This is a genomic window from Pseudomonas sp. GCM10022186, from assembly GCF_042656385.1.
Classification (GTDB): Bacteria; Pseudomonadota; Gammaproteobacteria; order Pseudomonadales; family Pseudomonadaceae; genus Metapseudomonas.
On sequence record NZ_JBHSOU010000044.1, the window covers coordinates 223,100 to 249,227 of the forward strand.

General features: G+C 67.2%; 23 protein-coding genes. 11 read left to right on the forward strand and 12 right to left on the reverse strand.

The window, feature by feature from the left end; genetic code table 11:
- Window positions 1-223: 223 nt before the first annotated feature.
- The 4 genes from ACFPU0_RS15710 to ACFPU0_RS15725 form a co-directional block, all read right to left on the reverse strand.
- The gene (locus tag ACFPU0_RS15710) at window positions 224-823 is read right to left on the reverse strand and encodes a DUF4136 domain-containing protein (RefSeq protein WP_377694061.1); all 600 of its coding nucleotides are present in this window, start codon (window positions 821-823) and stop codon (window positions 224-226) included.
- Between the two features lie 212 nt (window positions 824-1,035).
- Window positions 1,036-1,785, reverse strand: coding sequence for a methyltransferase domain-containing protein (locus tag ACFPU0_RS15715; RefSeq protein WP_377694062.1), 750 nt, complete (start codon window positions 1,783-1,785; stop codon window positions 1,036-1,038).
- Window positions 1,782-2,084 carry a MazG-like family protein gene (locus tag ACFPU0_RS15720; RefSeq protein ID WP_377694064.1) on the reverse strand — a complete coding sequence of 101 codons (303 nt, stop codon included), beginning with the start codon at window positions 2,082-2,084 and terminating at the stop codon, window positions 1,782-1,784. The genes ACFPU0_RS15715 and ACFPU0_RS15720 overlap by 4 nt, the downstream gene beginning before the upstream one ends.
- A gap of 53 nt (window positions 2,085-2,137) precedes the next feature.
- Complete coding sequence (locus ACFPU0_RS15725; protein WP_377694065.1) at window positions 2,138-2,992, reverse strand: MaoC family dehydratase; 855 nt, start codon at window positions 2,990-2,992, stop codon at window positions 2,138-2,140.
- 172 nt (window positions 2,993-3,164) lie between these two features.
- Between ACFPU0_RS15725 and ACFPU0_RS15730 the strand changes: the two genes are divergently transcribed.
- Entirely contained in the window at window positions 3,165-4,160 is a 996-nt protein-coding gene (locus ACFPU0_RS15730; protein WP_377694320.1) for an AraC family transcriptional regulator, read from the forward strand.
- A gap of 147 nt (window positions 4,161-4,307) precedes the next feature.
- Here the strand turns inward: ACFPU0_RS15730 and ACFPU0_RS15735 are convergent, their stop codons facing one another.
- Window positions 4,308-5,663, reverse strand: coding sequence for a 3-oxoacyl-ACP reductase (locus ACFPU0_RS15735; protein WP_377694067.1), 1,356 nt, complete (start codon window positions 5,661-5,663; stop codon window positions 4,308-4,310).
- Window positions 5,664-5,827: 164 nt separating this feature from the next.
- Here ACFPU0_RS15735 and ACFPU0_RS15740 point away from each other — a divergent pair, with 164 nt between their 5' ends.
- The gene (locus ACFPU0_RS15740) at window positions 5,828-7,105 is read left to right on the forward strand and encodes an acetyl-CoA C-acetyltransferase (RefSeq protein ID WP_377694069.1); all 1,278 of its coding nucleotides are present in this window, start codon (window positions 5,828-5,830) and stop codon (window positions 7,103-7,105) included.
- 141 nt (window positions 7,106-7,246) lie between these two features.
- Here the strand turns inward: ACFPU0_RS15740 and ACFPU0_RS15745 are convergent, their stop codons facing one another.
- On the reverse strand, window positions 7,247-7,585 hold the full coding sequence (locus ACFPU0_RS15745) for a hypothetical protein (RefSeq protein WP_377694071.1): 339 nt from the start codon (window positions 7,583-7,585) through the stop codon (window positions 7,247-7,249).
- 437 nt (window positions 7,586-8,022) lie between these two features.
- Here ACFPU0_RS15745 and ACFPU0_RS15750 point away from each other — a divergent pair, with 437 nt between their 5' ends.
- The 3 genes from ACFPU0_RS15750 (at window position 8,023) to ACFPU0_RS15760 (ending at window position 10,597) form a co-directional block, all read left to right on the forward strand.
- Complete coding sequence (locus ACFPU0_RS15750; protein ID WP_377694073.1) at window positions 8,023-8,916, forward strand: PA4780 family RIO1-like protein kinase; 894 nt, start codon at window positions 8,023-8,025, stop codon at window positions 8,914-8,916.
- A gap of 65 nt (window positions 8,917-8,981) precedes the next feature.
- Window positions 8,982-9,446 carry a bacterioferritin gene (gene bfr, locus ACFPU0_RS15755; protein ID WP_377694075.1) on the forward strand — a complete coding sequence of 155 codons (465 nt, stop codon included), beginning with the start codon at window positions 8,982-8,984 and terminating at the stop codon, window positions 9,444-9,446.
- 248 nt (window positions 9,447-9,694) lie between these two features.
- A complete protein-coding gene (locus ACFPU0_RS15760; RefSeq protein WP_377694077.1) occupies window positions 9,695-10,597 on the forward strand; it encodes an EamA family transporter in 903 nt (300 codons plus the stop codon).
- Here the strand turns inward: ACFPU0_RS15760 and cueR are convergent.
- The 3 genes from cueR to ACFPU0_RS15775 all read right to left on the reverse strand — a co-directional run bounded on the left by cueR (window position 10,563) and on the right by ACFPU0_RS15775 (window position 13,857).
- Window positions 10,563-10,964 (reverse strand): Cu(I)-responsive transcriptional regulator, encoded by a 402-nt coding sequence (gene cueR / locus ACFPU0_RS15765; RefSeq protein ID WP_377694078.1) that lies wholly within the window; start codon window positions 10,962-10,964, stop codon window positions 10,563-10,565. The genes ACFPU0_RS15760 and cueR overlap by 35 nt on opposite strands.
- Window positions 10,965-11,040: 76 nt before the next feature.
- Window positions 11,041-13,425, reverse strand: coding sequence for a heavy metal translocating P-type ATPase (locus tag ACFPU0_RS15770; protein ID WP_377694080.1), 2,385 nt, complete (start codon window positions 13,423-13,425; stop codon window positions 11,041-11,043).
- Between the two features lie 63 nt (window positions 13,426-13,488).
- On the reverse strand, window positions 13,489-13,857 hold the full coding sequence (locus tag ACFPU0_RS15775; protein ID WP_377694082.1) for a hypothetical protein: 369 nt from the start codon (window positions 13,855-13,857) through the stop codon (window positions 13,489-13,491).
- Between the two features lie 157 nt (window positions 13,858-14,014).
- On the opposite strand from ACFPU0_RS15775, the gene ACFPU0_RS15780 reads away from it, so the two are divergent.
- Window positions 14,015-14,212 carry a heavy-metal-associated domain-containing protein gene (locus ACFPU0_RS15780; RefSeq protein WP_377694083.1) on the forward strand — a complete coding sequence of 66 codons (198 nt, stop codon included), beginning with the start codon at window positions 14,015-14,017 and terminating at the stop codon, window positions 14,210-14,212.
- Between the two features lie 165 nt (window positions 14,213-14,377).
- Here the strand turns inward: ACFPU0_RS15780 and ACFPU0_RS15785 are convergent, their stop codons facing one another.
- Window positions 14,378-14,998, reverse strand: a complete 621-nt coding sequence (locus ACFPU0_RS15785; protein ID WP_377694085.1) for a TetR family transcriptional regulator — start codon at window positions 14,996-14,998, stop codon at window positions 14,378-14,380.
- A gap of 148 nt (window positions 14,999-15,146) precedes the next feature.
- Here ACFPU0_RS15785 and ACFPU0_RS15790 point away from each other — a divergent pair, with 148 nt between their 5' ends.
- The 3 genes from ACFPU0_RS15790 to ACFPU0_RS15800 all read left to right on the forward strand — a co-directional run bounded on the left by ACFPU0_RS15790 (window position 15,147) and on the right by ACFPU0_RS15800 (window position 20,854).
- A complete protein-coding gene (locus ACFPU0_RS15790) occupies window positions 15,147-16,322 on the forward strand; it encodes an efflux RND transporter periplasmic adaptor subunit (RefSeq protein WP_377694086.1) in 1,176 nt (391 codons plus the stop codon).
- A 13-nt stretch (window positions 16,323-16,335) separates the two neighbouring features.
- Complete coding sequence (locus tag ACFPU0_RS15795; RefSeq protein ID WP_377694088.1) at window positions 16,336-19,476, forward strand: efflux RND transporter permease subunit; 3,141 nt, start codon at window positions 16,336-16,338, stop codon at window positions 19,474-19,476.
- Window positions 19,477-19,663: 187 nt separating this feature from the next.
- Complete coding sequence (locus ACFPU0_RS15800) at window positions 19,664-20,854, forward strand: Bcr/CflA family multidrug efflux MFS transporter (RefSeq protein WP_377694090.1); 1,191 nt, start codon at window positions 19,664-19,666, stop codon at window positions 20,852-20,854.
- Here ACFPU0_RS15800 and ACFPU0_RS15805 read toward each other — a convergent pair.
- Together ACFPU0_RS15805 and ACFPU0_RS15810 are read right to left on the reverse strand one after the other, a co-directional pair.
- Window positions 20,851-21,030, reverse strand: coding sequence for a hypothetical protein (locus tag ACFPU0_RS15805; protein ID WP_377694091.1), 180 nt, complete (start codon window positions 21,028-21,030; stop codon window positions 20,851-20,853). The genes ACFPU0_RS15800 and ACFPU0_RS15805 overlap by 4 nt on opposite strands.
- Window positions 21,031-21,278: 248 nt before the next feature.
- The gene (locus ACFPU0_RS15810; RefSeq protein ID WP_377694092.1) at window positions 21,279-22,295 is read right to left on the reverse strand and encodes a zinc-binding alcohol dehydrogenase family protein; all 1,017 of its coding nucleotides are present in this window, start codon (window positions 22,293-22,295) and stop codon (window positions 21,279-21,281) included.
- Between the two features lie 102 nt (window positions 22,296-22,397).
- Here ACFPU0_RS15810 and ACFPU0_RS15815 point away from each other — a divergent pair, with 102 nt between their 5' ends.
- Window positions 22,398-23,312, forward strand: a complete 915-nt coding sequence (locus ACFPU0_RS15815; protein WP_377694094.1) for a LysR family transcriptional regulator — start codon at window positions 22,398-22,400, stop codon at window positions 23,310-23,312.
- 171 nt (window positions 23,313-23,483) lie between these two features.
- Window positions 23,484-26,027: a PAS domain S-box protein gene (locus ACFPU0_RS15820; RefSeq protein WP_377694095.1), complete on the forward strand. Its 2,544-nt coding sequence runs from the start codon at window positions 23,484-23,486 to the stop codon at window positions 26,025-26,027.
- Window positions 26,028-26,128: the final 101 nt, after the last annotated feature.

Here is a 26,128-nt window from a genome sequence, read left to right on the forward strand (position 1 = left end):
TCTGCCGGAATCATTATCGAAACGCAAGGCAGGGCGGTGGGCAAGGGGAATTTGGGGCCTGTGCGGGAGGTTCCACCCTCTCCCCCAGCCCCTCTCCCTGAAGGGAGAGGGGAGCAGGGCCGTGCCGCGGGGAAGTCGACGCTTAGTATCATTCAGGAGGCCGCGGACTTACTCCGTTGATGCCGGTGCGAATCCTCCCTCGGCTGGTCGGGACGATGGCGCTTCAATACGGCGGATAGCCGTCCAGCGCTTCCTTCACCGCGCGCCGCAGCGCGGCGACGCCATCGGAGCGGTTGCCGTCGGCGTAGGCCTCGCCGCTGCCGCTCCACACCGGCTGGTTGTCCCGGGCATCGAAGAATTCCACGTAGACCACCGCCACCTGTTCCTCGTAGGTGCGCACGATGGGCACGCTGGCCCAGGCGCCGTACTGGTCGTGCCAGGGGCCACTGCCGTAGTAGGCGCCGCCGTAGTCGTCGTACTGCCGCAGGCGCCTTTCGTAGCGCAGGCTGGCGCTGACCTTGAGGTCCGCCTGGGCGGGATTGCGGGCCGGGCGCAGGCCGTGCTGGTCGAGGCCGGCGTTGAGCATGTCGGCCATCTGCTCGGGGGTGGCCCAGTTGTTGCCGGCAGGGAGCTGGCCGTCGAGCCAGGTCCAGCTGCGGTAGCGGCCGAAGTCGCGCGGCGGTGCCGGATAGGCGCTGGCGTCGAAGGTGCTGGCCGCCCCCGGCGGGGCGGGCGGCACCGGGCGGGATTGATACAGGTAGGGATTGGGGCTCTGGCAGGCGCCAAGCAGCAGCGCGAGGGCGAGCAGGGCGGGCAGTTTCATGGGGCCTCCGTTCAAAACCTGTTCACGATCTCGCGAGCTAGAGAAGAACAAGGCGCAACGACCAACGGGAGTAACAGCCGAAGGCTGGCCCGAAGGGGGAGCGCCAGCGAATCAAATGGCTGAGGAAGCGGAGTTTACGAGTTGTAAATGAGCATTCAGAAGCCATTTTCAACGCAGTTATTCCGACGCGCAGCTGATCGTGAACAGGTTTTTCAGAGCGGCCGGCAGATCCAGTGAAGATAGCGACCAAGCCCCTGGTAGCTGGGGTGGCGGCGGTAGGCCAGTTCCATTTCCAGCAGATCCATCAGCTCGGCCTTGGCCTGGAACTCCTGGGGCATGTAGTCGTGGAATACCCGTACGCCGCTCTGCTTTTCGACCCGCCAGTGAGCTGCGAGTTGCTCCGCCAGGTCGCGCGGGTCCAGCGGCTGCTGCGGGGTCAGGCTCTGCCCGACGCCGGCGAACTTGTGCTTGCGCAGCTTGCGGAAGTGGCCCTTGAGCAGGTTGCGGTAGATCAGCGCGTCCTTGTTGTAGAAGGCCAGGGACAGCAGGCCGTCCTTGGCGGTGAGCTGGTGCAGCACGGGCAGGATGGCGTGCGGGTCGGCCAGCCATTCCAGCACGGCGTGGCAGAGCACCAGGTCGTAGGGTTCGGTGAGCTGGCCGAGCAACTCCTGCCAGGGCGCCTGGATGAAGCTGGCGGCCTGGCCGGCTTCGGCGAAACGCTGGCGGGCGCCCTCGAGCATGGGCTCGGCCGGTTCGGCGAGGGTTACCTGATGGCCGCGCTGGGCCAGCCAGAGGGCCATGTGGCCAAGGCCGGCGCCGACGTCCAGTACCCGCAGCGGGCGCTCGGGCAGGATTTCGGCCAGGTCGGCCTGGAGCACGGCGAGGCGGATGGCGCCCTTGGCGCCGCCATAGATCTTCTCGGCGAAGCGGGTCGCCAGTTCATCGAAATGACGGTCGCTCATGTGAAGCGCCTTTCGCTGTCGGCCAGCTTGGCGCGGACCACCTGGTCCATGTCCAGGCCCAGTTCGGCACAGAGCAGCAGGAGGTAGAGGACGATGTCGCCCACTTCCTGGCCGGCGTGGGCGAGCTGCTCGGGCGGCAGCTGGCGCGACTGGTCTTCGCTCAGCCACTGGAAGATTTCCACCAGCTCGGCCATTTCCACGCTGGCGGCCATGGCCAGGTTCTTCGGGCTGTGGAATTGCCGCCAGTCGTTGTGGTCGCGAATGGCATGCAGGCGGGCGGTGAGTTCGTCGAGGTTCATGGGGCTCTCCTTGAGCCGCCTATGGTCCCGCCGGCCGCCTGTTGGCGCAAGGGTCAGGCGAGGGGGCGCCAGCTGCCGGCCATGTGCGGGGTGTCGTCCTTGCCGCGCAGGGCGAGTTGGCCCGAGGCGGCCGGCGTGCTGGCCAGCAGGGTGAGTTCGGCGGGCAGCAGCACGGGTTTGCGGAAGCGCACCTCCAGCTCGTAGCCGGCGGCGGGAAGATGGATTTCCAGCGCCGCCAGGCTGCGTGCCTTGTTCCACAGACCGTGGGCGATGGCGCGGGGGAAGCCGAACAGCCTGGCACTGAGCGCCGAGAGGTGGATGGGGTTGTAGTCACCGGCTACGCGGGCGTAGCGCCTGCCGATGTCGGTGGAGGCATACCACTGGTCCAGGTGCTCCAGGGGCAGGCTCTCGACCATGGCCCGTGGTTCAGGCCGGCCGGGCAGGCGCAGGCCGCGGAACAGGATGCGGCTGTCGCCTTCCCAGACCAGGCCGAGCTGGTCTTCCAGGCGGGTGATCAGGCTGAAGGTGGCGCCTTTCTCGTGAGGCTGCAGGCCATCCACCTGTACGCTGGCGATGAACGGGCCGAGGCCGCCGAGGGGGCGCAGCACGCGGATGCGGTTTTCCAGGTGCACCAGGCCCAGCAGCGGGAAGGGAAAGCGTGGGTCGGTGAGCAGGCGCATCTGCAGCGGGAAAGCGAGCAGGTGCGGATAGGTCGCCGGCAGCAGGCCCTTGTCGCTGAAGCCGCAGACGGCGCGGTAGCGCGCCAGGTGGCCGGGGTCGACGCTCACCGGGCAGCGCACGGCCAGATCGGGCAGAACCTTGCCGTGCGTGCCACGGCGCACGGCGGCCCGAGCGAACAGGCCGGGAAGGGCGGGGGGCGCGGGCAGGTCGAGCCAGTCGGTGGCCATGCTTGATCTCCAGGGAGGTGAATGGCGCTCAGCATAGCCATTCGTGCCGGGGGCACATTGGCCGACCGTGCCAGGCCGGTGGCAAGGTGGTCAATGGCCTGGCCTTGAGTGCCGGCGGCAAAGCTGCATAAGATGGCCGCGCCTCGCAGACAATAAGAAATTTCCTCAAATGATGCGTGATCTGACCGACGATGTGGCGCTGATGCGCCCGGTGATCGACGCCCTGCGTGCCAGCGGCACCGATCCGGACAGGGTGCTGGTGCGCGTGGGCCTTCCGCCAGGCGGGCTGCCCGCAGGTCGTTTTCCCCATGCTGCACAAAACCAGTTCTGGAAAGCCGCTGCGGACGAATGCGGCGAGGAACATGTCGGCCTCTATCTGGCCAGCCACCTGCCGGCCTTCCATGGGCTGTTGCTCGAGTACCTGTTCCTCTCCAGCGGCACCTTCGGCGAGGGGTTGCGCCATGCCCTGCGCTACGTGCGCCTGCTCTCCGATACCCTCAGCGCCAGGCTGGACGTGGAAGGCGAGCGCGCCGTGCTTTCCCTCGGCCAGCATTCCGGCAGCAACCGGCACTTCCCGGAGATGCTCGCCGGCGCGGTGATCCGCCTGTTCCATGCCTTGACCGAGGGCCAGTTCAAACCCCACGAAGTGCAGCTCATGCATGCCGAGGGCGCTCCCGCCGAGCGCTACCAGGCGGTCTACGGTTGCCCGGCGACGCTCGGCGCCTCGCGTTATGCACTGATCTTCGACGCCACTGTACTGGACAAACCCTCGCGCCACGCCGCGCCAGAGCTGCTGCGCATGCACGAATCCCTGGCCCGCCGCCAGCTGGCGGAGGTGGAGCGCCTGGACCTGGTGCGCCAGGTGCGCGAGCTGATCGGCGAGCTGCTGGTGGACGGCGGCGCCACCCTGGAGCAGGTGGCTTCCCGTCTGAACATGCCGGCCCGCCGCCTGCGCGAACGCTTGGCCACGGCCGGGGTGCGCTTCAACGACCTGGTCACCGACTACCGCTGCCGACTGGCCAAGGAACTGCTGCTGAAGACCGACGAGCGCATCGAGGTGATAGTCGAACGCACTGGTTTCTCCGAGCCCAGCACCTTCTACCGGGCGTTCAAGCGCTGGGTGGGGGAGACGCCGGTGGAGTTCCGGCGAAAAGCGAAGAGAGGATAGAAGCGAAGAGACGATAAAAGCGCTGGAGGCTGAAGGCTGAACGAAAAGGCTTGGTCCGAACGAATGCTTTCCAGCTTCCAGCTTCCAGCTTCCAGCTTCCAGCTTCCAGCTTCCAGCTTCCAGCTTCCAGCTTCCAGCTTCCAGCCTTCAAGCCCCTATCAGACTTTGCCCACACGCCCGCATCACCTGTCCGGTGATGGCACCGGAGCCGGGTTGGGCGAACCAGGCCACGGCTTCGGCCACGTCCTGGGGCAGGCCGCCCTGGTTCATGGAGTTCATGCGCCGGCCGGCTTCGCGGAGGGTGAGGGGGATGGCGGCGGTCATCTGGGTCTCGATGAAGCCCGGCGCCACGGCGTTGATGCTGATGCCGCGCTTGGCCAGGGTCGGCGCCCAGTTCTGCGCCAGGCCGATCACCCCGGCCTTGCTCACTGCGTAGTTGGTCTGGCCGCGGTTGCCGGCGATGCCGCTGATGGAGGCGATCAGTACCACGCGGCCGTTGTCGTGCAGCTTGCCGGCGTCCAGCAGGGCCTGGGTGAGCACCTGCGGGGCTCGCAGGTTGACGTTGATCACCGAGTTCCAGAAGTCGTCGCTCATCCTGGCCAGGGTCTTGTCGCGGGTGATACCGGCGTTGTGCACCAGGATGTCCAGGCCTTCCGGCAGGGCTTCCAGCAGTTGGCTGGCGGCGTCTTCGGCGGTGATGTCCAGGGTCACGCCACGGCCGCCCAGCCGCGCGGCCAGGCCGTCGAGGGCATCCTTGGCCTGGGGCACGTCCAGCAGGATCACCTCGGCGCCGTCACGGGCCAGGGTCTCGGCGATGGCGGCACCGATGCCGCGGGAAGCGCCGGTGACCAGGGCGCGCTTGCCGGCCAGCGGACGGGTCCAGTCCTGCACTTTCTCGGCGCAGGCCGCCAGGCGCAGCACCTGGGCCGACACGTAGGCGCTCTTGGGCGAGAGGAAGAAGCGCAGGGCGCCTTCCAGCTGGCTCTCGGCGCCTTGGTCGACGTAGACCAGCTGCACATTGCCGCCCCGGCGGATTTCCTTGCCCAGGGAGCGGGTGAAACCTTCCAGGGAACGCTGCACGCTGGCGGCCACCAGGTCCTCCTGGGACTCAGGGGTGCGGGCCAGCACCACCACCTTCGGGCATTTGTCCAGGCCCCTCATGGCCGGCTGGAAGAAGTCGCGCAGGTCGATCAGTTGCTCGAAGCGGGTGATGTGACTGGCGTCGAAAATCAGTGCCTTGAGCTTCGGGCCGTGCTCGAGGGTCCAGCGCGGCAGGCCAAAGCGGCCTTCATCGGCGGCGAAGTTCTGGTCGGTGAGTCTGTTCAGTACCGCACTGGCGGCCTCGGCCAGCGGGCCATGGCCGCCAATCAGCAGGGCGCCGTCCACCGGCCGCGCGCGGCCCGCCATCCAGCGCTCCAGGCGTACCGGTGCCGGCAGGCCGAGGGCAGCCACCAGGCGCCGGCCGGTGTTGGAGTTGGCGAAGGTGAGATAACGGTCGTTCATGGCGTAGTGCTCCTGCTGGTCGAAAGAACCCGGGCCCACTCTACGCAGACCGGCGTTGCGCGCAATTGACCGCGCTGCCCTGCCGGCCGTCGAGGCGGCCAATCCAGGCGTCTAGTCTTGTATCCGACACTGCATCCCGCAAACCCTGATCGAAAGGAGTCACCATGGCCCAGCTGCGCCGGGTCGCCATAGTCGGCGGCAACCGCATCCCCTTCGCCCGTTCCAACACCGTCTACGCCACGGCGAGCAACCAGGACATGCTGACCAGCGCCCTGGAGGGCCTGGTGGAGCGCTTCAACCTCCATGGCGTGCGGGTCGGGGAGTTCGCCGCCGGCGCGGTGCTGAAGCATTCCCGCGACTTCAACCTGGCCCGCGAATGCGTGCTGGGCTCGCGCCTGGCGCCGGAAACCCCGGCCTACGATATCCAGCAGGCCTGCGGCACCGGCCTGGAAGCGGCGATCCTGGTGGCCAACAAGATCGCCCTGGGGCAGATCGACAGTGGCATCGCCGGCGGCGTGGACACCACTTCCGACGCCCCCATCGGGGTGAACGAGGGGCTGCGCAAGATCCTCCTCGAAGCCAACCGCGCCAAGTCCTCCGGCGACAAGATCAAGGCCCTGCTGCAGGTGCGTCCGCGCCACCTGGCGCCGCACATTCCGCGCAATGGCGAGCCGCGCACCGGGCTGTCCATGGGCGAACACTGCGAGCTGATGGCGCAGACCTGGGCGATCCCGCGCGATGAGCAGGACCAGTTGGCCATCGCCAGCCACCAGAAGCTGGCGGCAGCCTACGCCGAGGGCTGGCACAACGACCTGATGACCCCCTTCCGCGGCCTGACCCGCGACCAGAACCTGCGCCCGGACATCGACGCCGAGAAGCTGGCGGGCCTGAAGCCGGTGTTCGAGCGCGGCCCGCGCGGCACCCTGACGGCGGCCAACTCCACGCCGCTCACCGACGGCGCCTCGGTGGTGCTGCTGGCCAGCGAGGAATGGGCCAGGGCGCGCGACCTGCCGATCCTCGCCTGGTTCAGGGATGGCGAGGCGGCGGCGGTGGATTTCGTCAGCGGCGAGGAGGGCCTGCTGATGGCGCCGGTCTACGCGGTACCGCGCCTCCTGGCGCGCAACAACCTGTGCCTGCAGGACTTCGACTACTACGAGATCCACGAGGCCTTCGCCGCCCAGGTGCTCTGCACCCTCAAGGCCTGGGAAGACGACGACTACTGTAAGACCCGCCTCGGCCTGGACAAGCCCCTGGGTGCCATCGACCGCAGCAGGATGAACGTCAAGGGCAGTTCCCTGGCCGCCGGCCACCCTTTCGCCGCCACCGGCGGGCGCATCGTCGCCAACCTGGCCAAGCTGCTCTCGGTGGCCGGGGAGGGGCGCGGGCTCATCTCGATTTGCGCCGCCGGTGGCCAGGGTGTGACCGCGATCCTGGAAAAGTAATCCAATACCCGTGGCGACAAGTCATCGCCGCCACGCGATGTAAGCAACTCCGTGATTTAGGGCGGCCCGCAATGTCGGGGCCGCCCTTTTTTTCACCTTCGGCATCGATGCGAAGGGCGTCGGGGCCGGGCTTCAGCTGTCTCAGCCATCGATCAGCTGGCCGCCCTTGACGATCTTCACCCGATGCTGGAATTCCAGCCGCACCGGGTCGCGACCGGTGATGCTCCAGCCCAGGTCCAGCAACTTGTCGATGTGCTTGCGCATGGCGTGGAAGCTACGCCTTTCCGGCGGTACATCCCGGCGGCGCTTGACCACCACCCACTGGCCCGCGACGTATTCGATCCAGGGCGCCTCGGCCGGGGTGTTCCGATTGGCCCTGGGGGGCACCTGGGGCTTGAAGATGGCTTTCAGGCCGCCCTGGGGAAACGGCAATTCGCTAACGCTGAGCTCGGGTTCGCATTGCAGGCTGGAGTCGATCATTCGAAGAAACCTCCCTATCGCACGATTGCCTTCGGACGCATGCAGCCATCCCGGCCTGCACCTGGGTGTTTCACAGTTGCAACAGGTCTTCAGCAACGCTTGTGCCATCCCCAGGAAACCGTCTGGGCCGCGGTTGGCGGGGCTGCGGGCGATTTCCTGGCGCCAGCGGGTGGGGAACCGGGGCGCAGGAGTGGGGCCTCCCTTGCCCCGGAGTCGGGGGATTGGCTCAGGCCGCCTGTTGGCGCTGATGCCGGAATGGCAGCCGCCGCCGGTGGGGCTCTACATGGTCACCCCGCGCCGCCCTGCCGGCCAAGGTGCGCTTTGCCATCGATGCCTTGCACCACGGTCTGTCGCCTCGTGGATAGCGGTGAACGAAAGCATGCCGTATAACGTCGGCCCATTGTTCGCATTCTCACAGGGCTGGCCGCTACACCCGCATGAAAACCCCGAAACGCCTGGAGCCACTGCTGGAAGATGGCCTGATCGATGAAGTCCTGCGCCCGCTGATGAGCGGCAAGGAAGCCTCCGTCTACGTCGTGCGCTGCGGCGGCGAGCTGCGCTGCGCCAAGGTCTACAAGGAGGCCAACAAGCGTGGCTTCCGCCAGGCCGCCGAGTACCAGGAGGGTCGCAAGGTTCGCAACAGCCGTGATGCCCGCGCCATGTCCAAGGGCTCGAAATACGGCCGCCGCGAGCGCGAGGACGCCTGGCAGAACGCCGAGGTGGCCGCGCTGTTCCGCCTGGCCAATGCCGGGGTGAGGGTGCCCAAGCCCTACGACTTCCTCGACGGCGTGCTGCTGATGGAGCTGGTCAGCGACGGTGAAGGCGATGCCGCGCCGCGCCTGAACGATGTCGACCTGACACCTGAAGACGCCCGCGAATTCCACGCCTTCATGATCGGCGAGATCGTCAAGATGCTCTGCGCCGGCCTGGTCCATGGCGACCTTTCCGAATTCAACGTACTCCTGGACCCTTGCGGCCCGGTGATCATCGACCTGCCCCAGGCGGTGGACGCCGCCGGCAACAACCACGCGTTTCGCATGCTCGAGCGTGATGTCGGCAACATGGCCGCCTATTTCGGGCAGTTCGCCCCTGAGTTGAAGTACACCCGCTACGCCAAGGAAATGTGGGCGCTGTATGAAGAGGGCAAGCTGACGCCGCAGACCCCGCTCACCGGCCAGTTCGCCGAGCCCGAGGATGCCGCCGACCTGGACGCGGTGATGCGCGAGATCAAGGCTGCCCTGGCCGACGAGGCCCGCCGCCAGGCAGCCAGGGCCGAACTGGATGCGCCCGTGGGGCAGGCAGAGCCGACTCCGCCCTGGATGCGCGGCTGAGGCTGACTTGACCGGGCCGGATCGGAGCACGATCCTTGGCCTTCGGATTTACAGGAGATGTAGAGATGCAAGGCCAAGCCGAAGTGGTGGAATACCTCAAGGACCTGTTGCGCGGCGAACTGGCCGCTCGTGACCAGTATTTCCTGCATTCGCGGATGTACCAGGACTGGGGCTTCGACAAACTGTTCGAGCGCATCAACCACGAGATGGAAGAAGAGACCCAGCACGCCGACGCCCTGCTGCAGCGCATCCTCTTCCTCGAAGCCACGCCGGACATGCGACCGAAGGCCATCCACCCCGGCCACACCGTGCCGGACATGCTGCGCGCCGACCTCAAGCTGGAGTACGAAGTGCGCGCCGCGCTCAGCAAGGGCATCACCCTGTGCGAGAAGCACAAGGACTACGTGAGCCGTGACATCCTCACCGCCCAGCTCAAGGACACCGAGGAAGACCATGCCTACTGGCTGGAACAGCAACTCGGCCTGATCGACCGCGTCGGCCTGCAGAACTACCTGCAGTCGCAGGCCTGATGGTTTCACATTGAAGGAAAGGGCGCGCATCCGTAGGGTGGATCACGCTTCATCGATCCACCATCGGAGTCGGACCCGGCCTCGCGGGTGGATGTGAAAAGCGACATCCCCCTACGCATTGCAGCCTACGATTTGCGTGAATTCCGCCTGGCCGACCGTACACCTTGCCGCCGTTTTCCCTCCCATCTGTATCCATACATCTCCACATCGGGCTGCTAGCGTGTGCGTGATACTCCGGAGCCCACGCCATGCCTCTCCCGCACATCCTCCTGGCCCTGCTGGTCACCCTGATCTGGGGCGTCAATTTCGTGGTGATCAAGGTCGGTCTGGAGGATTTTCCGCCGCTGCTGTTCTGCGCCTTGCGCTTCGCCCTGGCGGCGCTGCCGCTGTTGTTCCTGCGTGGGCCCATGCCGGCGCCCTTCTGGCGCATCGTGCAGATCGGCCTGCTGCTGGGGGTGATCAAGTTCGGCCTGCTCTTCGTCGGCATGCATCTGGGGATGCCGGCAGGCCTGTCTTCCCTGGTGCTGCAGAGCCAGGTGTTCTTCACCATCCTGATCGCCGCGCTGTTCCTCGGTGAACGACCCGGCCGCCGGAGCCTGCTGGGGCTGCTGCTGGCGGCCTCCGGACTGGTGCTGATCGGCCTGGGGCGGCCGCTGGGGGACAGCCTGCTGGCGTTCATGCTGGTGATAGCCGCGGCACTGGCCTGGGCCTTCGCCAATATCGCCACCAAGCGCAGTGGCGCCAAGGACATGCTGCGGCTGATCTGCTGGGTCAGTCTGATTCCGCCGCTGCCCCTGCTGGCGCTGTCATACATCTTCGAGGGCGCCGAAGCCATCGCGGCGGCCCTCAGCCATCCGAGCTGGGGCGGCATCGGCGCCCAGGTGTATATCGCCTTTCTCGCCACCACGGTGGGTTTCGGTTTGTGGAGCTTCCTGCTGCAACGCTACCCCGCCAGCCTGGTGACGCCCTTCGCCCTGGCGGTGCCGGTTTCGGGGCTGCTGTCCGGCTGGCTGCTGCTGGGCGAGCGGCTCAGTGCCGCCGGCTGGCTGGCCTGCGTGCTGGTGTTCGTCGGCCTGGCGATCACCGTGCTGCCCAAGGGCGCGCTGGGCCGCGTGCTCAGCGGCAGCAGCCGCCTGACTCCAGATCCTTGAGGATCGGGCAGTCGGGGCGGTGGTCGCCCTGGCAGTGGTCCACCAGCTCCTGCAGGGTATCGCGCAGGCCCGCCAGTTCGGCGATCTTGCGATTCAGATCGTCGATATGGTTGCGGGCCAGGGCCTTCACGTCGGCGCTGGCCCGCCCACGGTCCTGCCAGAGGGCCAGCAGCCGGCCGACTTCTTCGAGCGAGAAACCCAGGTCCCGCGAGCGCCTGATGAAGGCCAGGGTATGCAGGTCCTGGGCGCTGTACTGGCGGTAGCCGCTGTCAGTGCGTACGGCTTCCGGCAGCAGGCCGATGCCCTCGTAGTAACGGATCATCTTGGTGGTCAGCCCGCTCTTTTTTGCGGCTTGGCCGATGTTCATGGCGTTTCCTCGAGTCGTTGGGCGCCCCTTCGGCGCGCTTGGCGAATGAATTCGCCCCTACAGGTTCCGGTGCAGGTCATTCTTCCGGCTTCCAGGTTTTCAGCAACAGGGCGTTGCTCACCACGCTGACGCTGGACAGGGCCATGGCCGCGCCCGCCACCACGGGGCTGAGCAGGCCGGCGGCGGCCAGGGGAATGCCGATGAGGTTGTAGATGAAGGCCCAGAACAGGTTCTGGCGGATCTTCGCATAGGTGCGCCGGGAGATATCCAGGGCCGCCGGCACCAGACGCGGGTCGCCGCGCATCAGGGTGATGCCGGCTGCGTGCATGGCCACGTCCGTGCCGCCCCCCATGGCGATGCCGACGTCGGCGGCGGCCAGGGCCGGGGCATCGTTGATGCCGTCGCCGACCATGGCGACCACGGCGCCGCCCGCCTTGAGCGCAGCCACGGTGGCAGCCTTGTCCGCCGGCAGTACTTCCGCATGCACCGATTCGATGCCCAGGGCCTCGGCCACCACCTTCGCGCTGCCGCGGTTGTCGCCGGTGATCAGATGGCTGTGGATGGCCCGATCACGCAGGGCCGCCACGGCGTCCGCCGCGCCCGGTTTCAGGGTGTCGCCGAAGGCGAACAGACCGCGCACGCGCCGCTGCGGCTCCAGTTCCAGCAGCCACGACAGGGTGCGGCCTTCCGCCTCCCAGGCCTTGGCGCGCTCAGCCAGTTCGCCGGCCGGCAATCCTTGTTCGTCCAGCAGACGACGGTTGCCCAGGGCCAGCAGGCGGCCATCCACCCGGCCCTGGATGCCGCGGCCGGCCAGGGCCTGGCTGGCGTCGACGGCGGGGGCCTCGAGGTTGCGTTCGGAGCAGGCGTCCAGTACCGCCTTGGCCAGGGGGTGCTCGCTGCCGCGCTGCAGGGCGCCGGCCAGTTGCAGCAGTTCGTCTTCGTCGCCATTGCGGGCCGCCAGGTGGGCGATGCGCGGGCTGCCGGAAGTGAGGGTGCCGGTCTTGTCGAAGGCCACTGTCTGTACGGCGTGGGCCACTTCCAGGGCTTCGGCGTCCTTGATCAGGATGCCGTGGCCCGCGGCGACACCGGTGCCGGCCATGATGGCGGTGGGGGTGGCCAGGCCCAGGGCGCAGGGGCAGGCGATCACCAGCACGGCCACGGCGTTGATCAGCGCCGTTTCGATGCCGGCGCCAGCCAACAGCCAGCCGGCCAGCGTAGCGAAGGCGATCAGCAGCACCGCCGGGACGAACACCTGGCTGACCCGGTCCACCAGTTTCTGGATCGGCGCCTTGGCCGCCTGGGCGTCTTCCACCAGGCGGATGATCCGTGCCAGCACGGTTTCGCCGCCGAGGGCCGTGGTGCGCACCAGCAGCCGACCCTCGCCGTTGATGGCGCCGGCGGTGACGCGGTCGCCGGGCTGTTTCGGCACCGGCAGGCTCTCGCCGCTGATCAGGGCTTCGTCGGCGTGGCTCTGGCCTTCGTCGACTTCGCCGTCGGCGGGGAAGCGCTCGCCGGGTCTCACCACCAGCAGGTCACCCAGTTGCAGGGCGGCGATGGCCACCTCTTCCTCGCGGCCATCCCGCAGGCGGGTGGCGCGTTCCGGGCGCAGGGCCTCGAGGGCGCGGATGGCGGCGCTGGTCTGGCGTTTGGCGCGGCTTTCCAGGTACTTGCCCAGCAGGACCAGGGCGATCACCACGGCGGAGGCCTCGAAGTACAGGTGCGGCATCTGCCCGGGCTGCGCGGCCCACCACTGGTAGAGACTGAGTCCGTAGCCGGCGCTGGTGCCGATGGCCACCAGCAGGTCCATGTTGCCGGCGCCGGCCTTCACGGCCTTCCAGGCGGCGCGGTAGAAGCGCGCACCGAGGACGAACTGCACGGGCGTGGCGAGAACGAACTGCACCCAGGCCGGCAGCATCCAGTGCAGGCCGAACCATTCCACCACCATGGGCACCACCAGCGGCAGCGCCAGGACGAGGGCCAGCAGCACCGCCCAGCGCTCGCGGCCCAGGCGGGCTGCGGCATCGTCCACCGGCGGCCGGGCTTCATCCACCAGGCTGGCGGAGTAGCCGGCGGCTTCCACGGCCCGGATCAGGCGGGCGCTGTCGGGCGGACCGAAGAACTGCAGGTGGGCGCGCTCGCTGGCCAGGTTCACCGCCACCTCGGCCACCCCCGGCACCTTGCCCAGGGCACGCTCCACACGGCCGGCGCAGCTGGCGCAGGTCATGCCGCCGATGGCCAGCTCCAGGCGCTGGGCCGGCACCTGGTAGCCGGCGGCTTCCACGGCCGCCAGCAGGGCTGGCAGGCTGTCGCCGGAGGCCTGGACGCGGGCCTGTTCGGTGGCCAGGTTGACGCTGGCCTGCTGCACGCCCGGCACCTTGGCCAGGGCGCGTTCCACGCGGCCGGCGCAGCTGGCGCAGGTCATCCCTGATATGGGCAGGTCGAACGCGGTTGCATTGGTCATGGTTGATCCTCCTTAACAACTGCGGCTAAGGATCAACCTTGACACGAGGGAAAGGTCAAGGGGTCACTGCATGGCGGTGGTCGGCACCAGGTAGAGACCTTCAGTGCTCTGGGCCAGACGATACTTGCGCACTTCTCCCGCCATCAGGGTGATGGACTGCTGGCGCAATTGTTCGACACCCGGTTTGCAGGGGCCGGGGCCGAGCAGGCCGAGGCGGATCGACAGGGGCCCCGGAGGCAGGTTGAAGGACACCACCTGGCCCTGCACCAGGCGCGCTGCCAACTGGTCTTCCAGATACAGGCCGACGTCGCAGGCGGTGGTGAGTTCGACGCGCTCGCGGGAGATGATCAGCACGCCGTAGTCGACGGGTGAATGGCCCTGGGCCAGCAGCGGCACAGCGAGCAGGGCGAGGAGGGCAGGGCAGCGGTTCATGGCGAGTCCTCTGCGGGTAACAGCTGCAGTGTAGGACGCCCCTTGACCTTGCCACCATGGCAAGCCTGAGACTGCTTCCAGCTTCCAGCTTCCAGCTTCCAGCTTCCAGCTTCCAGCTTCCAGCTTCCAGCTTCCAGCTTCCAACAGGAGATCCACCATGCAGATATTCAAGGTTCAAGGCATGTCCTGCGGGCATTGCGTCCGCGCCATTACCCAGGCCGTGCAGGCCCGTGACCAGGCCGCCGAGGTGCAGGTGGACCTGGGGGCCGGTGAGGTGCGGGTAGCCAGCCGGCTGGCGCAGGAGCAAGTGCTGGAGGCGATTCGCGAAGAGGGTTATCAGGCCGAGGTGGCCTGAGGCTGGCACCCGCCAGCCGTGTATGGATAGCGCTTTTCTATCCACCAGCGAAGCCGTGCAAGGCACCGATGGTGGAAATCCCCACAGGGATTTCCACCCTACGCGGCTATCCACCAGCGAGACCATGCGAGACACCGAGGGTGTCGCCCGATCATGGGAGCGCAGTCAGTCCCAATCCTTCACCAACCCCTGGAACAGCGCATCCACCATGGGTTCGGCATCCTGCTGCGGGTCGAATAGTTTCGCATCGCGGGTCCAGTCGCTGAACAGGCCTATCACCAGTCCGTGCACCGCCCGGGACGCCCGCAGCGGCGTGATGCCCGGGCGCAGCCGTGAACGGCAGGCGGGGCGGTCGAAGAGCCCTTCGCAGAGCTGGATGAACTGGTCGACGAAGGCATAGTGGCGCTCTTCCGCCTCGCGCAGCTCCTCGGTGAATTCGCAGCGGTGCAGCAGGATAGTGAAGATGCGCTGTCGCTGTTCGTCCCGTGCCAGGTTGACGATGGCCTCCAGGCAGAGGTCGCGCAGGGACATCATCGGGTCCTGGCCATTGCAGCCGCACAGGCGTTCGATCATCTGTTCCTGGGGGAGACGTACCTGGGAGAGCATTTCATTGAACAGGTGGGCCTTGTTCTGGAAATGCCAGTAGACCGCGCCCCGGGTCACCCCGGCGGCTCGGGCGATCTGTTCGAGCGAGGTATGGGCCACGCCTTTCTCGAGGAACAGGTGTTCGGCTGCGACGAGAATCGCACCCCGGGTTTTCTCAGCTTCTTCTTTCGTTCTGCGCATAGCAGTTGGGCCAATACTGTCTAGGCTTCTTGTTTGGGGAACGGAGTTTACCGATTTTATTCGGTGTACGACCGTTTACAGACACAAATGAATGTATCGATCAGCGCCCGCTGATCGCTTGCCGTTTCGGCACCGTATGGAGACACCTATGCCGTTTGCTCGCAGCCTTCCATTGAGCCTTGCACTTTTCGTGGCGAGCGCCAGTTTCGCTGGCCTTGTCGGTGCCGCCGATGCGCCCTCCGGAGCGATGCCGGCTCCTGAGGTCGTGGTGGAAACCGCCACGACCGCACCGCTGCCGCTGGTCCTGGAGTACGCCGGGCGCACGGCGGGCTTTCGCGAGGTGGAAGTGCGGGCCCAGGTGAGTGGCATCCTGCAGCAGCGCACCTACACCGAAGGCAGTCGGGTGAAGCAGGGCCAGGTGCTGTTCCGCATCGACCCGCGCACCTATGAAGCGGCTCTGGCACGGGCCAAGGGGGCCCTGGCCCAGGAGCAGGCGCGTTACCGCCAGACCGAGCGGGACCTGAAGCGTACCCGCGAATTGCAGAAGAAGGGCTTTGCCAGCGAAAGCGAGCTGGATAACGCGATCTCCAATTTCGAGCAGAGCAAGGCCAACGTCGAGGCTGCCCAGGCGGAGGTGAAGGCCCGGCAGATCGATCTCGACTACACCACCGTGGAAGCGCCCATCTCAGGCATGACCAGCAAGGAAACCCGCTCCGAGGGCAGCCTGGTGGTGGCCGGGGACCCCAATGGCAGCCTGCTCACCCAACTGACCCAGCTCGACCCCATCTACGTCAACTTCGCCTATCCGGACACCGAGGCCGAGCGCCTGCGCGACGGCGTGAAGAACGGCAAGATCGAACTGCCGCCCGACGGCCTGCTCAGCGCCGACCTGAAGTTCGGCGATGGCTCCACCTACCCGCTCTCGGGCCGCGTGGACTTCACCGACAGCTTCGTCAATACCGGCACCGGTACCGTCAGCGCGCGGGCCGTGGTGCCCAACCCGGAGCAGAAACTGCTCCCCGGCATGTTCGTGCGGGTGCTGGTGAAGGGTTTCACCCGGCCCCAGGCCATCACCCTGCCGGAGCGCGCCCTGGCCCAGGGGCCGCGCGGCACCTTCGTCTACGTGGTGGACAAGGACGGCATGGCGCGGGTCCGCCAGGTCAAGACCGGCGATACCCGTGATGGCCGCTGGGTGATCGAATCCGGCGTCAGCGCCGGCGACCGGGTGATAGTCGAAGGCCTGCCCAAGGTGCGTCCCGACTCGCCGGTGAAAGCGGTGGAGGCCAGCAAGGCTCCCGCCGATCAAGCTGCCAAACAATCCTGAAGGAGCGCTCGCCGTGATCTCGCGCTTCTTTATCGACAGACCCGTCTTCGCTGCGGTGATCTCCATCGTCATCGTGCTCGCCGGCCTCGCCGCCATGCGCGCCCTGCCGATCGCCCAGTATCCGGAAATCCTCCCGCCCCAGGTATCGGTGACCGCCGTCTACCCGGGCGCCAGTTCCCAGGTGATCGCCGAGACCGTGGCTGCGCCCCTGGAGCAGGAAATCAACGGCGTGGAGGGCATGATCTACCAGCTGTCCAACTCCGACAGCAGCGGTGCCATGAGCCTGACCGTGTACTTCCAGGTGGGCCGTGATCCGGACCAGGCCACCATCGACGTCAACAACAAGGTGCAGGCCGCCCTGGCCAAGCTGCCGGAAGAGGTGCGCCGGCAAGGGGTGAAGGTGGAGAAGAAATCCTCCGACATCCTCCAGGTGGTCACCCTCTATTCCCCGGACAATTCCCGCGACCCGATCTACATCAGCAACTACGCGCTGATCAACGTGATCGACGAGCTGAAGCGGATTCCCGGCGTGGGTGAAGCCAGCCAGTTCGGTTCCAAGGACTACTCCATGCGCATCTGGCTGCGCCCGGACAAGCTGGCGCAGTACGACCTCACGCCGACCGACGTGGTCAACGCCATCCGCGAGCAGAACTCCCAGTTCGCCGCCGGCAGCTTCGGCCAGCAACCGCTGAACCAGCCCCAGGACTTCACCTACACGGTGACCACCCAGGGCCGCTTCACCGATCCCAAGGAGTTCGAGGGCGTCATCCTGCGGTCCGACCCCACGGGCGCCAGCCTGCTGCTCAAAGACGTGGCACGGGTGGAACTGGGGGCCCAGGACTACTCCCTGATGACCGCTCTCAACGGCCAGCAGAACGCCGCCTTCGGTATCTACCTGCAGCCGGGGGCCAACGCCCTGGATACCGCCGAAGCGGTGAAGTCGACCATGGAGCGGCTGGCCAAGCGCTTCCCCGAGGGCATCGCCTACAAGATCCCCTACGACACCACCAAGTTCGTGGAAGTCTCCATCGAAGAGGTGATCCATACCTTCTTCGAGGCCCTGGTGCTGGTGGTGCTGGTGGTCTTCATTTTCTTGCAGAACTGGCGTGCCACCCTGATCCCGGTACTGGCGATCCCGGTGTCCCTGGTCGGCACCTTCGCCGGCATGTACCTGCTCGGCTTTTCCATCAACCTGCTGACCCTGTTCGGCATGGTGCTGGCGATCGGTATCGTGGTCGACGACGCCATCGTGGTGATCGAGAACGTCGAGCGGGTGATGGCGACCAAGAAGATCGGCCCGCGGGAAGCGGCCATCGAGGCCATGGAGGAGGTGACGGGCCCCATCATCGCCATCGTGCTGGTGCTCTGCGCGGTGTTCATCCCGGTAGGCTTCCTCGGCGGCCTGGCGGGGCAGATGTACCAGCAATTCGCGATCACCATCGCGGTGTCGGTGGTGATCTCCGGCATAGTCGCCCTGACCCTGTCGCCGGCGCTCTGCGCACTGATGCTCAAGCCCACCCATGGCGAGCCGGCAGCGCCCTTCCGCTGGTTCAACACCTTCTTCGAACGCATGACCGATGGCTACGGCGCCGGGGTGCAGTTCTTCCTCAAGCGCGCGCTGATCGGCCTTGTGCTGTTCGGCGGGATGATCGCCCTGATGGTGGTGCTGTTCGGCCGCGTACCTGGCGCCCTGGTGCCGGACGAGGACCAGGGTTATGTGATCAACGCCTATTTCCTGCCGCCTGCGGCCTCGCTGACCCGCACCGAGGAACTCACCAGCGCCGTCGACCAACAACTGATGAAGCACCCGGCGGTGCAGGACGTGGTCACCTTCGCCGGCTTCGACATCCTCACCTTCGGCACCCGCAGCAACGCCGGGGTGTCCTTCGTACCGCTGAAGGACTGGAGCGAGCGCACCACCCCCGAGCTGGATGCGCGCAACCTGACCCACAGCTTCATGGGCATGGGGGCCGGCCAGAGAGATGGCATAGTGCTGTCCTTCAACCCGCCGCCCATCACCGGCATGAGTACCACAGGCGGCTTCGAGGCCTATATCCAGGACCGCAGCGGCGGCACCGTGCAGCAACTGGAAGAGGTGGTGCAGAAGTTCGTCGCCGCGGCGGCCAAGCGGCCGGAACTGGCCGGGGTGAACACCACCTTCAACGCCAACGTGCCGCAGTACTACATCGACCTCGACCGCATCAAGGCCCGCGCCCTGGGCGTGGCGATCAACGATGTGTTCACCGCCATGCAGGCCACCTTCGGCAGCTACTACGTCAACGACTTCACCCTCTATGGGCGCACCTGGCAGGTGAGCCTGCAGTCGGAGCCGGAGTTCCGTCGCAAGCCGGATGACCTCAGCCAGGTCTATGTGCGCTCGACCTCCGACGACCTGGTGCCGCTGTCCTCGCTGGTGCGGGTGGAGCGCATCCTCGGACCGGACTCCTACGCCCGCTTCAACGTCTACCCGGCGGCCAAGGTGCTCGGCGGGCCGGCGCCGGGCTACAGCTCGGGCCAGGCGCTGGAAGCCATGCAGGAAGTGGCCGATGAAATGCTGGGCGAGGACTACAGCCTCGGCTGGATCGGCTCGGCCTACCAGGAACTGGCCACCCACGGTTCCGGCAGCACCGCGTTCATCTTCGGCCTGATCATGGTGTTCCTCATCCTCGCCGCCCAGTACGAGCGCTGGACCCTGCCGCTGGCGGTGGTCACCGCGGTGCCCTTCGCGGTGTTCGGCGCCATCCTCGCGGTGTGGCTGCGGGGTATCCAGAACGACGTGTACTTCCAGGTCGGCCTGGTGACCCTGATCGGCCTGGGGGCGAAGAACGCCATCCTCATCGTCGAGTTCGCCGTGCTCTGCCGCGAACAGGGCATGCCGCCGATGCAGGCGGCGCTGGAGGCGGCCAAGCTGCGCTTCCGCCCGATCGTGATGACGTCCCTGGCCTTCATCCTCGGTTGCGTGCCCCTGGCCATCAGCTCCGGCGCAGGTTCGGCGAGCCGCCACTCCATCGGCACCGGGGTGATCGGCGGCATGCTGGCGGCGACCCTGCTGGCGACCTTCCTCATCCCCATGTTCTTCATGCTGGTGGAGAAGGCCTCGGAATGGCTGGACCGCAAGAAGGCACCCAAGGCCGAGCAGGCGCACGAGGGGTAGGTCGCGAGCGATCGATCGATCGTATTGTAGGGGCGAATTCATTCGCCAAGGTGCGCAGCGCCCTTGCGGAGTTCGCGGTCGGACCTGGCGGCCCGATTGGCGAATGAATTCGCCCCTACAGAAAACTGTGCCCCAACCCCTGCTAGTATCTGGCGCTTGTCCGCAATGGATGGCGCCAGCCCCGACCATGACTTTCCGCATCCTCCTGCTTCTCGGCGCCCTCAGCGCCTTCGGCCCCATGGCCATCGACTTCTACCTGCCCAGCTTCCCGGCGATCGCCCAGTCCTTCGCCACGGATGTGGAACATGTGCAGCTGACCCTGGCCTCCTACTTCGTCGGCCTGGCCTTCGGTCAACTGGTCTATGGCCCGCTGGCGGACCGCTACGGCCGGCGGCCGCCGCTGCTGCTGGGGGTCAGCATCTTCACCCTGGCCTCGGTGGCCTGCACCCTCGCGCCCAGCCTCGAATGGCTGATCGCCGCGCGCTTCGTCCAGGCCCTGGGCGGCTGTGCCGGCATGGTGGTGTCGCGGGCGGTGGTGCGTGACCTCTGCGACCCCATCGCCTCGGCCAAGGCCTTCTCGCAATTGATGCTGGTGATGGGGCTGGCGCCGATCCTGGCGCCTCTTGGTGGCGGCCTGTTGCTGGAGCTGTTCGGTTGGCAATCGATCTTCTGGGGCCTGACGCTGTTCAGCGCCCTGGTGCTGCTCGGCGTCGCCGCCTGGCTGCCGGAAACCCTCTCCGACGTGACACCCCGCGCGCCCCTGCGTGGCGCCCTGGGGCAGTACCGGCGGCTGTTCGGCGACCTGTCTTTCCTCGCCTACGGCATGACCGGCGGCCTGGCCATCGCCGGGATGTTCGCCTACATCGCCGGCTCGCCATTCGTCTTCATCCAGCTCTATGGCGTGCCGCCCGAACATTACGGCTGGCTGTTCGGCACCAATGCCGCAGGCTTCATCCTCGTCGCCCAGGTCAACGCCGTCCTGCTGCGCCATCGGGGCCCGGCATTCTGGATGCGGCGGGTGGTCTGGTTCTACCTGGTGTGCGCGCTGGTCCTGCTGCTGGTGTCCAGCCTGCGCACCGACGCGCTCTGGCCGCTGCTGCTGCCGCTGTTCGGCTGCATCGCCAGCCTGGGCTGCATCCTGCCCAACGCCTCGGCATGCGCGATGGCCGGCCAAGGCCGGAACGCGGGGAGTGCTTCGGCGTTGATGGGCAGTCTGCAGTTCGGTGTGGCGGCTGGAGCCGCCGCCCTGGTGGGGTGGCTGCACGACGGCAGCGCCATGCCCCTGGCCCTGGTCATCAGCCTCTGCGGCTGCGCGGCAGTCGCCTGTGCGCTGTTGACCTGGCGCCTCGACCGCAACGGCCGGGCGCCCCTGGGCTAACCGGCGATCCGTCGCGACCAGTCCGGCAATATGTGGGGCGCCTTCAGGCGCTCCTCGAGGACGCTGACGAAGCGGCGCGCTTCGGCTTCGCTGCGGAAACTCACCGCGTGCTGGTCCAGGCAGACCTGCCAGCTTGCACCCTGTTGGGTGGTGGTCGGACGAACGAGAATTTTCACCTCAGTCATCTCCCAAAATTTATGGCGGGAGCTTGAGTGTAGACCCGCCCGGATGACAGAAAATGACCTGCATCAAGCAGCCGACTGATGGTTTGCTCCGTTCGTCTCAGCTCGGTTCGCCCTTGCTGGAACGATGTTCGGCGGCGCTTCGGCCGAGGCTTTCGAGCAATGCCTGGTAACGACTCTCGCTCTGGCGCGAGGCTGGGTTGATAGAGGAGCGCTATCCACCCACAAGGGGCTTTCGGGGCTCAGGCGAAGCCTTCCAGCACGATCTTCCCCTTGGCCTTGCCGCTTTCCAGCAAGCCGTGGGCGCGACGCAGGTTGGCGGCGTTGATGCTGCCGTAATGCTCGCCCAGGGTGGTCTTCAGCACGCCGGCGTCGATCAGCTGGCTGACCCGTTCCAACAGGCGGTGCTGCTCGAGCATGTCCGGCGTCTGGAACATCGACCGGGTGTACATGAACTCCCAGTGCAGCGACAGGCTCTTGCGCTTGAGCTTGGCCACGTCCAGCCGGGCCGGGTCGTCTATCAGGCCGAGGCGGCCCTGGGGCGCCAGGGCTTCCACCAACTGGTCCAGATGCTGGTCGGTCTGGGTCAGGCTGGCCACGTGGGTCACCTGTTGCAGGCCGGCGCGGCGCAGTTCCTCGGCCAGCGGCTTGCTGTGGTCCAGCACATGATGCGCGCCCAGTTCGCGGACCCAGGCCTGGGTTTCCGGGCGGGAGGCGGTGCCGATCACGGTCAGGCCGGTGAGCTGGCGGGCCAATTGCACCAGGATCGATCCCACGCCGCCGGCGGCGCCCACCACCAGCAGGCTCTGGCCCTGGTCGGCCCGGCTTTCGGCGATCTGCAGGCGGTCGAAGAGCAGTTCCCAGGCGGTGATCGAGGTCAGCGGCAGGGCGGCGGCCTGGGTGAAATCCAGGCTCTTGGGCATATGCCCGACGATCCGCTCGTCCACCCGGTGGAATTCGGCGTTGCCGCCCTGGCGGGTCAGGTCGCCGGCATAGAACACCCGGTCGCCCGGCTGGAACAGGCTCACCTCGCTGCCCACCGCCTTGACCACGCCGGCCACGTCCCAGCCCAGTACCTTGGGCTGGCCGGCTTCCGGCGCGGCGTTGCGGCGGACCTTGGTGTCCACCGGGTTCACCGAAATGGCGCGGACTTCCACCAGCAGGTCGCGGGGGGCCGGCTGGGGCTCCGGCAGCACGATGTCCTGCAGGGCCTTGGGGTCGTCGATGGGCAGGTTCTGGAAGTAGGCGACGGCTTTCATCGGAATTCTCCGCTTGCGGGGCTGAATGGGTCGCATGGTCGGTTATTTCGTAGGCGAGAAAAATCGGCTAGAAAGCGACAGTCTTTCAAAGGAATATTGAAAATGCTGCGCCTCGACGACCTCGCCCTGTTCGTCAACACCGCCGACCACGGTAGCCTCTCGGCGGCCGCCCGCAAGCTGGACGTCTCGCCCGCCGTGGCCAGCGCCGCGCTCAAGCGCCTGGAGCAGCAACTGGAGGCACGGCTCCTGGTGCGCTCCACCCGCAGCCTGCGCCTCACCCCCGAGGGCGAGCAGTTCCTCGCCCATGCGCGCAATGCCCTGGAGAGCCTGGCGGAGGGCCAGCGCCTGCTGGCCGGTGGCCGCGAGGACATCGCCGGGGTGCTGCAGTTGTCGGTGCCCTCGGACTTCGGCCGCAACGTGCTGCTGCCCTGGCTCGACGAGTTCCAGCGCGAGCACCCGCGGCTCAACCTGCGCCTGCACCTGAGCGACCGCGTCGCCGACCTGTTCCGCCAGGCGGTGGACATCGCCCTGCGTTATGGCGAACCGGAGGACTCCAGCCTGGTGGCCCTGCCGCTCGCCGCCGGCAACCGCCGCGTACTCTGCGCCTCGCCCGGCTACTTCGCCCGCCATGGCCGACCGCAACGGCCCGATGACCTGACCCGGCACAATTGCCTGCTCTACCAGTTGGGCGGACGCGTCCACGACCGCTGGAGCTTCAGCGAAGGGCGTCGTGAGCAGGTGGTGACGGTGGCGGGAAATCGCGTCTGCGACGATGCCGACGTGGTGCGGCGCTGGGCCCTGGCCGGGCAAGGGCTGACCTACAAATCCTGGCTGGACGTGGCCGGCGACGTCCGTGCCGGGCGCCTGGAGCTGGCCCTGCCACGGTACCGCGGAGAGGCCACGCCGCTGAATCTGATCTGCGCCCATCGCGCCCAGCTGAGCAAGCCGGTGCACCTGCTCCGCGACTTCGTCCAGGCGCGCTGCGCCGCGCTGCTCGTCGGCGCGCCCTGGGCCTGAGTGTCGGTCGCGGCCAAGCCGGCGTCTGATCACCGAATTGCTTGGGCCCGAGGTTCCGCTATTGTCTGGATAAGCCGTGGCCTGCGTGGAGAACCTCGTGGCTGACTTGCGTCCGACCTGCCTGAATCCTGCCGGCCACGTGCCCGCCGCCTGCCGTGGGAGGGCCGCCTGATGCGCTGCACCCGTGAGCCGGGCGACTTTCCGGCGACCCTGTTGCGGGTCTTCTGCGGCTATCTGCTGCTGGCCCTCGGGGCGGTCTGGCTATCACGCCAGCCCGGCAGCATCGCCACCCTCTGGTACGCCAATGCTTTCGTCGTGGCCTTGCTCTGGGACCAGCCCCTGCGCCGCTGGGCCCCCCTGCTGGGGGCGGCGATGCTGGCCAACCTGCTGGCCAACCTGGCCTTCGGTGATGCCTTGCCCCTGGCTGCCAGCTTCATCCCCCCCAACCTGCTGGAGATCGTCCTGGCCTGTGCCCTGTTGCGGGTCAGCGGCGCCGCCTGGCGAATGAACGAAAGCCCTGGCGCCTTCCTGCAGTTCATCTGTTTCGGCGCCCTGCTGCCGCCGCTGGTGGGCGCCAGCCTGGGGGCGAGCATCCTGGCCTGGCAGGGACTGGATTCCTTCGAGCGTGGCTGGATGTACTGGGTCGAGGGGGCCATGCTCGGCGCCGTTTCGGTGCTACCCCTGGCCGTCTGGCTGCGCCAGCGCAGTTGGTGGGAGCTGCTCGGTGAGCGTCGTCGTCCCGAATTGCTCCTCTATGGGGCCATGGTCCTGCTGGGCGTGCCCTTCGCGTTGCTGCTGTTGCCTTTCCCCTTCGTTTACCTGTCCCTGCCACTGATGATTGCCGCGGTGCGCCTGAATTTCGCCAGCACCGCGCTGCTGGTGGCGCTCGCGTCGGTGAGTGGTGGCCTGATCATCGCCCTGGGGCTGCTCGACGCCTCGCTCCTGGACCAGGGCTGGCGCAACCTGCTGATCTATCTGCCGCTGTTGCTGGCGCTGCTGCCGGCACTCCTTCTGGCTTCGGCCGTGGAGCAACTGCGCAAGCGCCGCCGCGAGCTGACCGCCAGCGAAACACGCTTTCGCGATGCCATGGACCATTCCGCCATCGGCATGGCCCTGGTTGGCCTCGACGGCCGCTGGCAGCGGGTCAACCGGGCCCTTTGCGAGATGCTCGGCTATCGCGAGGAAGAGCTCTCGGTGATTGGCTTCCAGGACGTCACCCACCCGGACGATCTGGCCGGTGATCTGGAACTGGTGCGGGAAATCCTCGCTGGGCGTCGTCACAGCTACCGCCTGGAGAAGCGCTACCTGCACAAGAGCGGTCGGGAAATCTGGGGGCTGCTGGCGGTTTCGCTGGTGCGTGACCATGAAGGCGAGCCGCTCTACTTCATTTCCCAGATCGAGGACATCGACCGCCGCAAGCGGGCCGAGGCGCGTGAGGCGGAACTGGCACGACGCTACTCGGTGGCCACCGAGGCCAGCGGAGTCGGCGTCTGGGAGTGGGACCTGGCCAACGACCGCCTGCTCTGGGACGACGGCATGTACCGCCTCTACGGCCTTCCTGCAGGCGATGGCGCGCTGTCCTATGCGGACTGGCTGGCCCACCTGCACCCGGATGACGCGGCCCGGGTCCAACGCGAAGTCCTGGCCGCGCGGGAAGGCCGCGGACGCCTGGACATCGAGTTCCGAATCCGTCGCGCCGACGGCGAGGTGCGGGCGATCAAGGGCCACGCGCGCCTGCTCCGCGATACCGCTGGCAAACCCTTGCGTCTGATCGGCACCAACTGGGATGTCAGCGAACTGCGGCAGCTGGCCGAGCGTCTGCGGGACGAACGCGAGCGACTGCAGGTAACCCTCGACGCCATCGGCGACGGCGTCATCACCACCGACCTCGACGGCCGGGTCAGCTTCCTCAATCCGGTGGCCGAGCGCCTCAGCGGCTGGCGCAGCGACGAGGCACGGGGTCTGCCCATCGAACAGGTGCTGCTGCTGGAAGGGGAAGACGGTCGCCTGGTTGCCAACCCGGTGCGCGACTGCCTGGAGCAGGGCAGCGCCGCCAGCCTCCAGGGCCTGGCCTCGTTGCGTCATCCGGCGGGTGGCAGCATCGCCCTGCGTGGCCAGGCGGCGCCCATGCGAAGTTCCGACGGCGCACTGCTCGGCAGCGTGCTGGTGCTGACCGACGTCAGCGAGGCGCGGGCCATGCAGAAGCACCTGCGCTATGCGGCCACCCACGATGCCCTCACCGGCCTGCTCAATCGGCCGGCCTTCGAGGACGCTCTCGCCGACAGCTGTCGCGATGTGCTGCAGAACGACGGTCACAGCGTGCTCTGCTTCATCGACCTGGACCGCTTCAAGCAGGTCAACGACAGTGCCGGCCACGCCGCCGGCGACGAACTGCTGCGCCAGCTTTCCAGGTTGATGCACGCCCAGGTCCGTGCGGGCGACCAGTTGGCGCGCCTGGGTGGAGACGAATTCGCGCTGATCCTGCGCAGTTGCCCATTGCCCCAGGCGGAGTTGCTGGCGACGCGGTTGATCGCCCAGATCCAGGGCCATGTACTGGCCTGGGACGGGCGGGAGTTCCGCGTCGGCGCCAGTGTCGGCATGGCCTGCATCCACAGCGCCAACGCCCATCCCACCGAGCTGCTGAAACAAGCTGATACAGCTTGCTATCGCGCCAAGCACGCAGGAAGAGGGCAGTTCGCGGTCGAACATCGCTGAGGCGTGGCGGGCCGGGAAATGACAGCCGTGGGCGCCTGGCCTAATCTCCACCCTCATGGCAGTGAATGAGAAGCCCTTGCATTGCCTTTAGCCATACAACG

What these genes read in the sequence shown, in the direction of transcription:
- ACFPU0_RS15790 (WP_377694086.1), top strand. Translation starts at nt 15,147, where the DNA reads ATGCCGTTTGCTCGCAGCCTTCCATTGAGCCTTGCACTTTTCGTGGCG.
- ACFPU0_RS15720 (WP_377694064.1), bottom strand. Translation starts at nt 2,084, where the DNA reads ATGAACCTCGACGAACTCACCGCCCGCCTGCATGCCATTCGCGACCAC.
- ACFPU0_RS15710 (WP_377694061.1), bottom strand. Translation starts at nt 823, where the DNA reads ATGAAACTGCCCGCCCTGCTCGCCCTCGCGCTGCTGCTTGGCGCCTGC.
- ACFPU0_RS15770 (WP_377694080.1), bottom strand. Translation starts at nt 13,425, where the DNA reads ATGACCAATGCAACCGCGTTCGACCTGCCCATATCAGGGATGACCTGC.
- ACFPU0_RS15730 (WP_377694320.1), top strand. Translation starts at nt 3,165, where the DNA reads ATGCGTGATCTGACCGACGATGTGGCGCTGATGCGCCCGGTGATCGAC.
- ACFPU0_RS15775 (WP_377694082.1), bottom strand. Translation starts at nt 13,857, where the DNA reads ATGAACCGCTGCCCTGCCCTCCTCGCCCTGCTCGCTGTGCCGCTGCTG.
- ACFPU0_RS15760 (WP_377694077.1), top strand. Translation starts at nt 9,695, where the DNA reads ATGCCTCTCCCGCACATCCTCCTGGCCCTGCTGGTCACCCTGATCTGG.
- cueR (WP_377694078.1), bottom strand. Translation starts at nt 10,964, where the DNA reads ATGAACATCGGCCAAGCCGCAAAAAAGAGCGGGCTGACCACCAAGATG.
- bfr (WP_377694075.1), top strand. Translation starts at nt 8,982, where the DNA reads ATGCAAGGCCAAGCCGAAGTGGTGGAATACCTCAAGGACCTGTTGCGC.
- ACFPU0_RS15735 (WP_377694067.1), bottom strand. Translation starts at nt 5,663, where the DNA reads ATGAACGACCGTTATCTCACCTTCGCCAACTCCAACACCGGCCGGCGC.
- ACFPU0_RS15815 (WP_377694094.1), top strand. Translation starts at nt 22,398, where the DNA reads ATGCTGCGCCTCGACGACCTCGCCCTGTTCGTCAACACCGCCGACCAC.
- ACFPU0_RS15740 (WP_377694069.1), top strand. Translation starts at nt 5,828, where the DNA reads ATGGCCCAGCTGCGCCGGGTCGCCATAGTCGGCGGCAACCGCATCCCC.
- ACFPU0_RS15750 (WP_377694073.1), top strand. Translation starts at nt 8,023, where the DNA reads ATGAAAACCCCGAAACGCCTGGAGCCACTGCTGGAAGATGGCCTGATC.
- ACFPU0_RS15725 (WP_377694065.1), bottom strand. Translation starts at nt 2,992, where the DNA reads ATGGCCACCGACTGGCTCGACCTGCCCGCGCCCCCCGCCCTTCCCGGC.
- ACFPU0_RS15745 (WP_377694071.1), bottom strand. Translation starts at nt 7,585, where the DNA reads ATGATCGACTCCAGCCTGCAATGCGAACCCGAGCTCAGCGTTAGCGAA.
- ACFPU0_RS15785 (WP_377694085.1), bottom strand. Translation starts at nt 14,998, where the DNA reads ATGCGCAGAACGAAAGAAGAAGCTGAGAAAACCCGGGGTGCGATTCTC.
- ACFPU0_RS15820 (WP_377694095.1), top strand. Translation starts at nt 23,484, where the DNA reads ATGCGCTGCACCCGTGAGCCGGGCGACTTTCCGGCGACCCTGTTGCGG.
- ACFPU0_RS15800 (WP_377694090.1), top strand. Translation starts at nt 19,664, where the DNA reads ATGACTTTCCGCATCCTCCTGCTTCTCGGCGCCCTCAGCGCCTTCGGC.
- ACFPU0_RS15780 (WP_377694083.1), top strand. Translation starts at nt 14,015, where the DNA reads ATGCAGATATTCAAGGTTCAAGGCATGTCCTGCGGGCATTGCGTCCGC.
- ACFPU0_RS15810 (WP_377694092.1), bottom strand. Translation starts at nt 22,295, where the DNA reads ATGAAAGCCGTCGCCTACTTCCAGAACCTGCCCATCGACGACCCCAAG.
- ACFPU0_RS15715 (WP_377694062.1), bottom strand. Translation starts at nt 1,785, where the DNA reads ATGAGCGACCGTCATTTCGATGAACTGGCGACCCGCTTCGCCGAGAAG.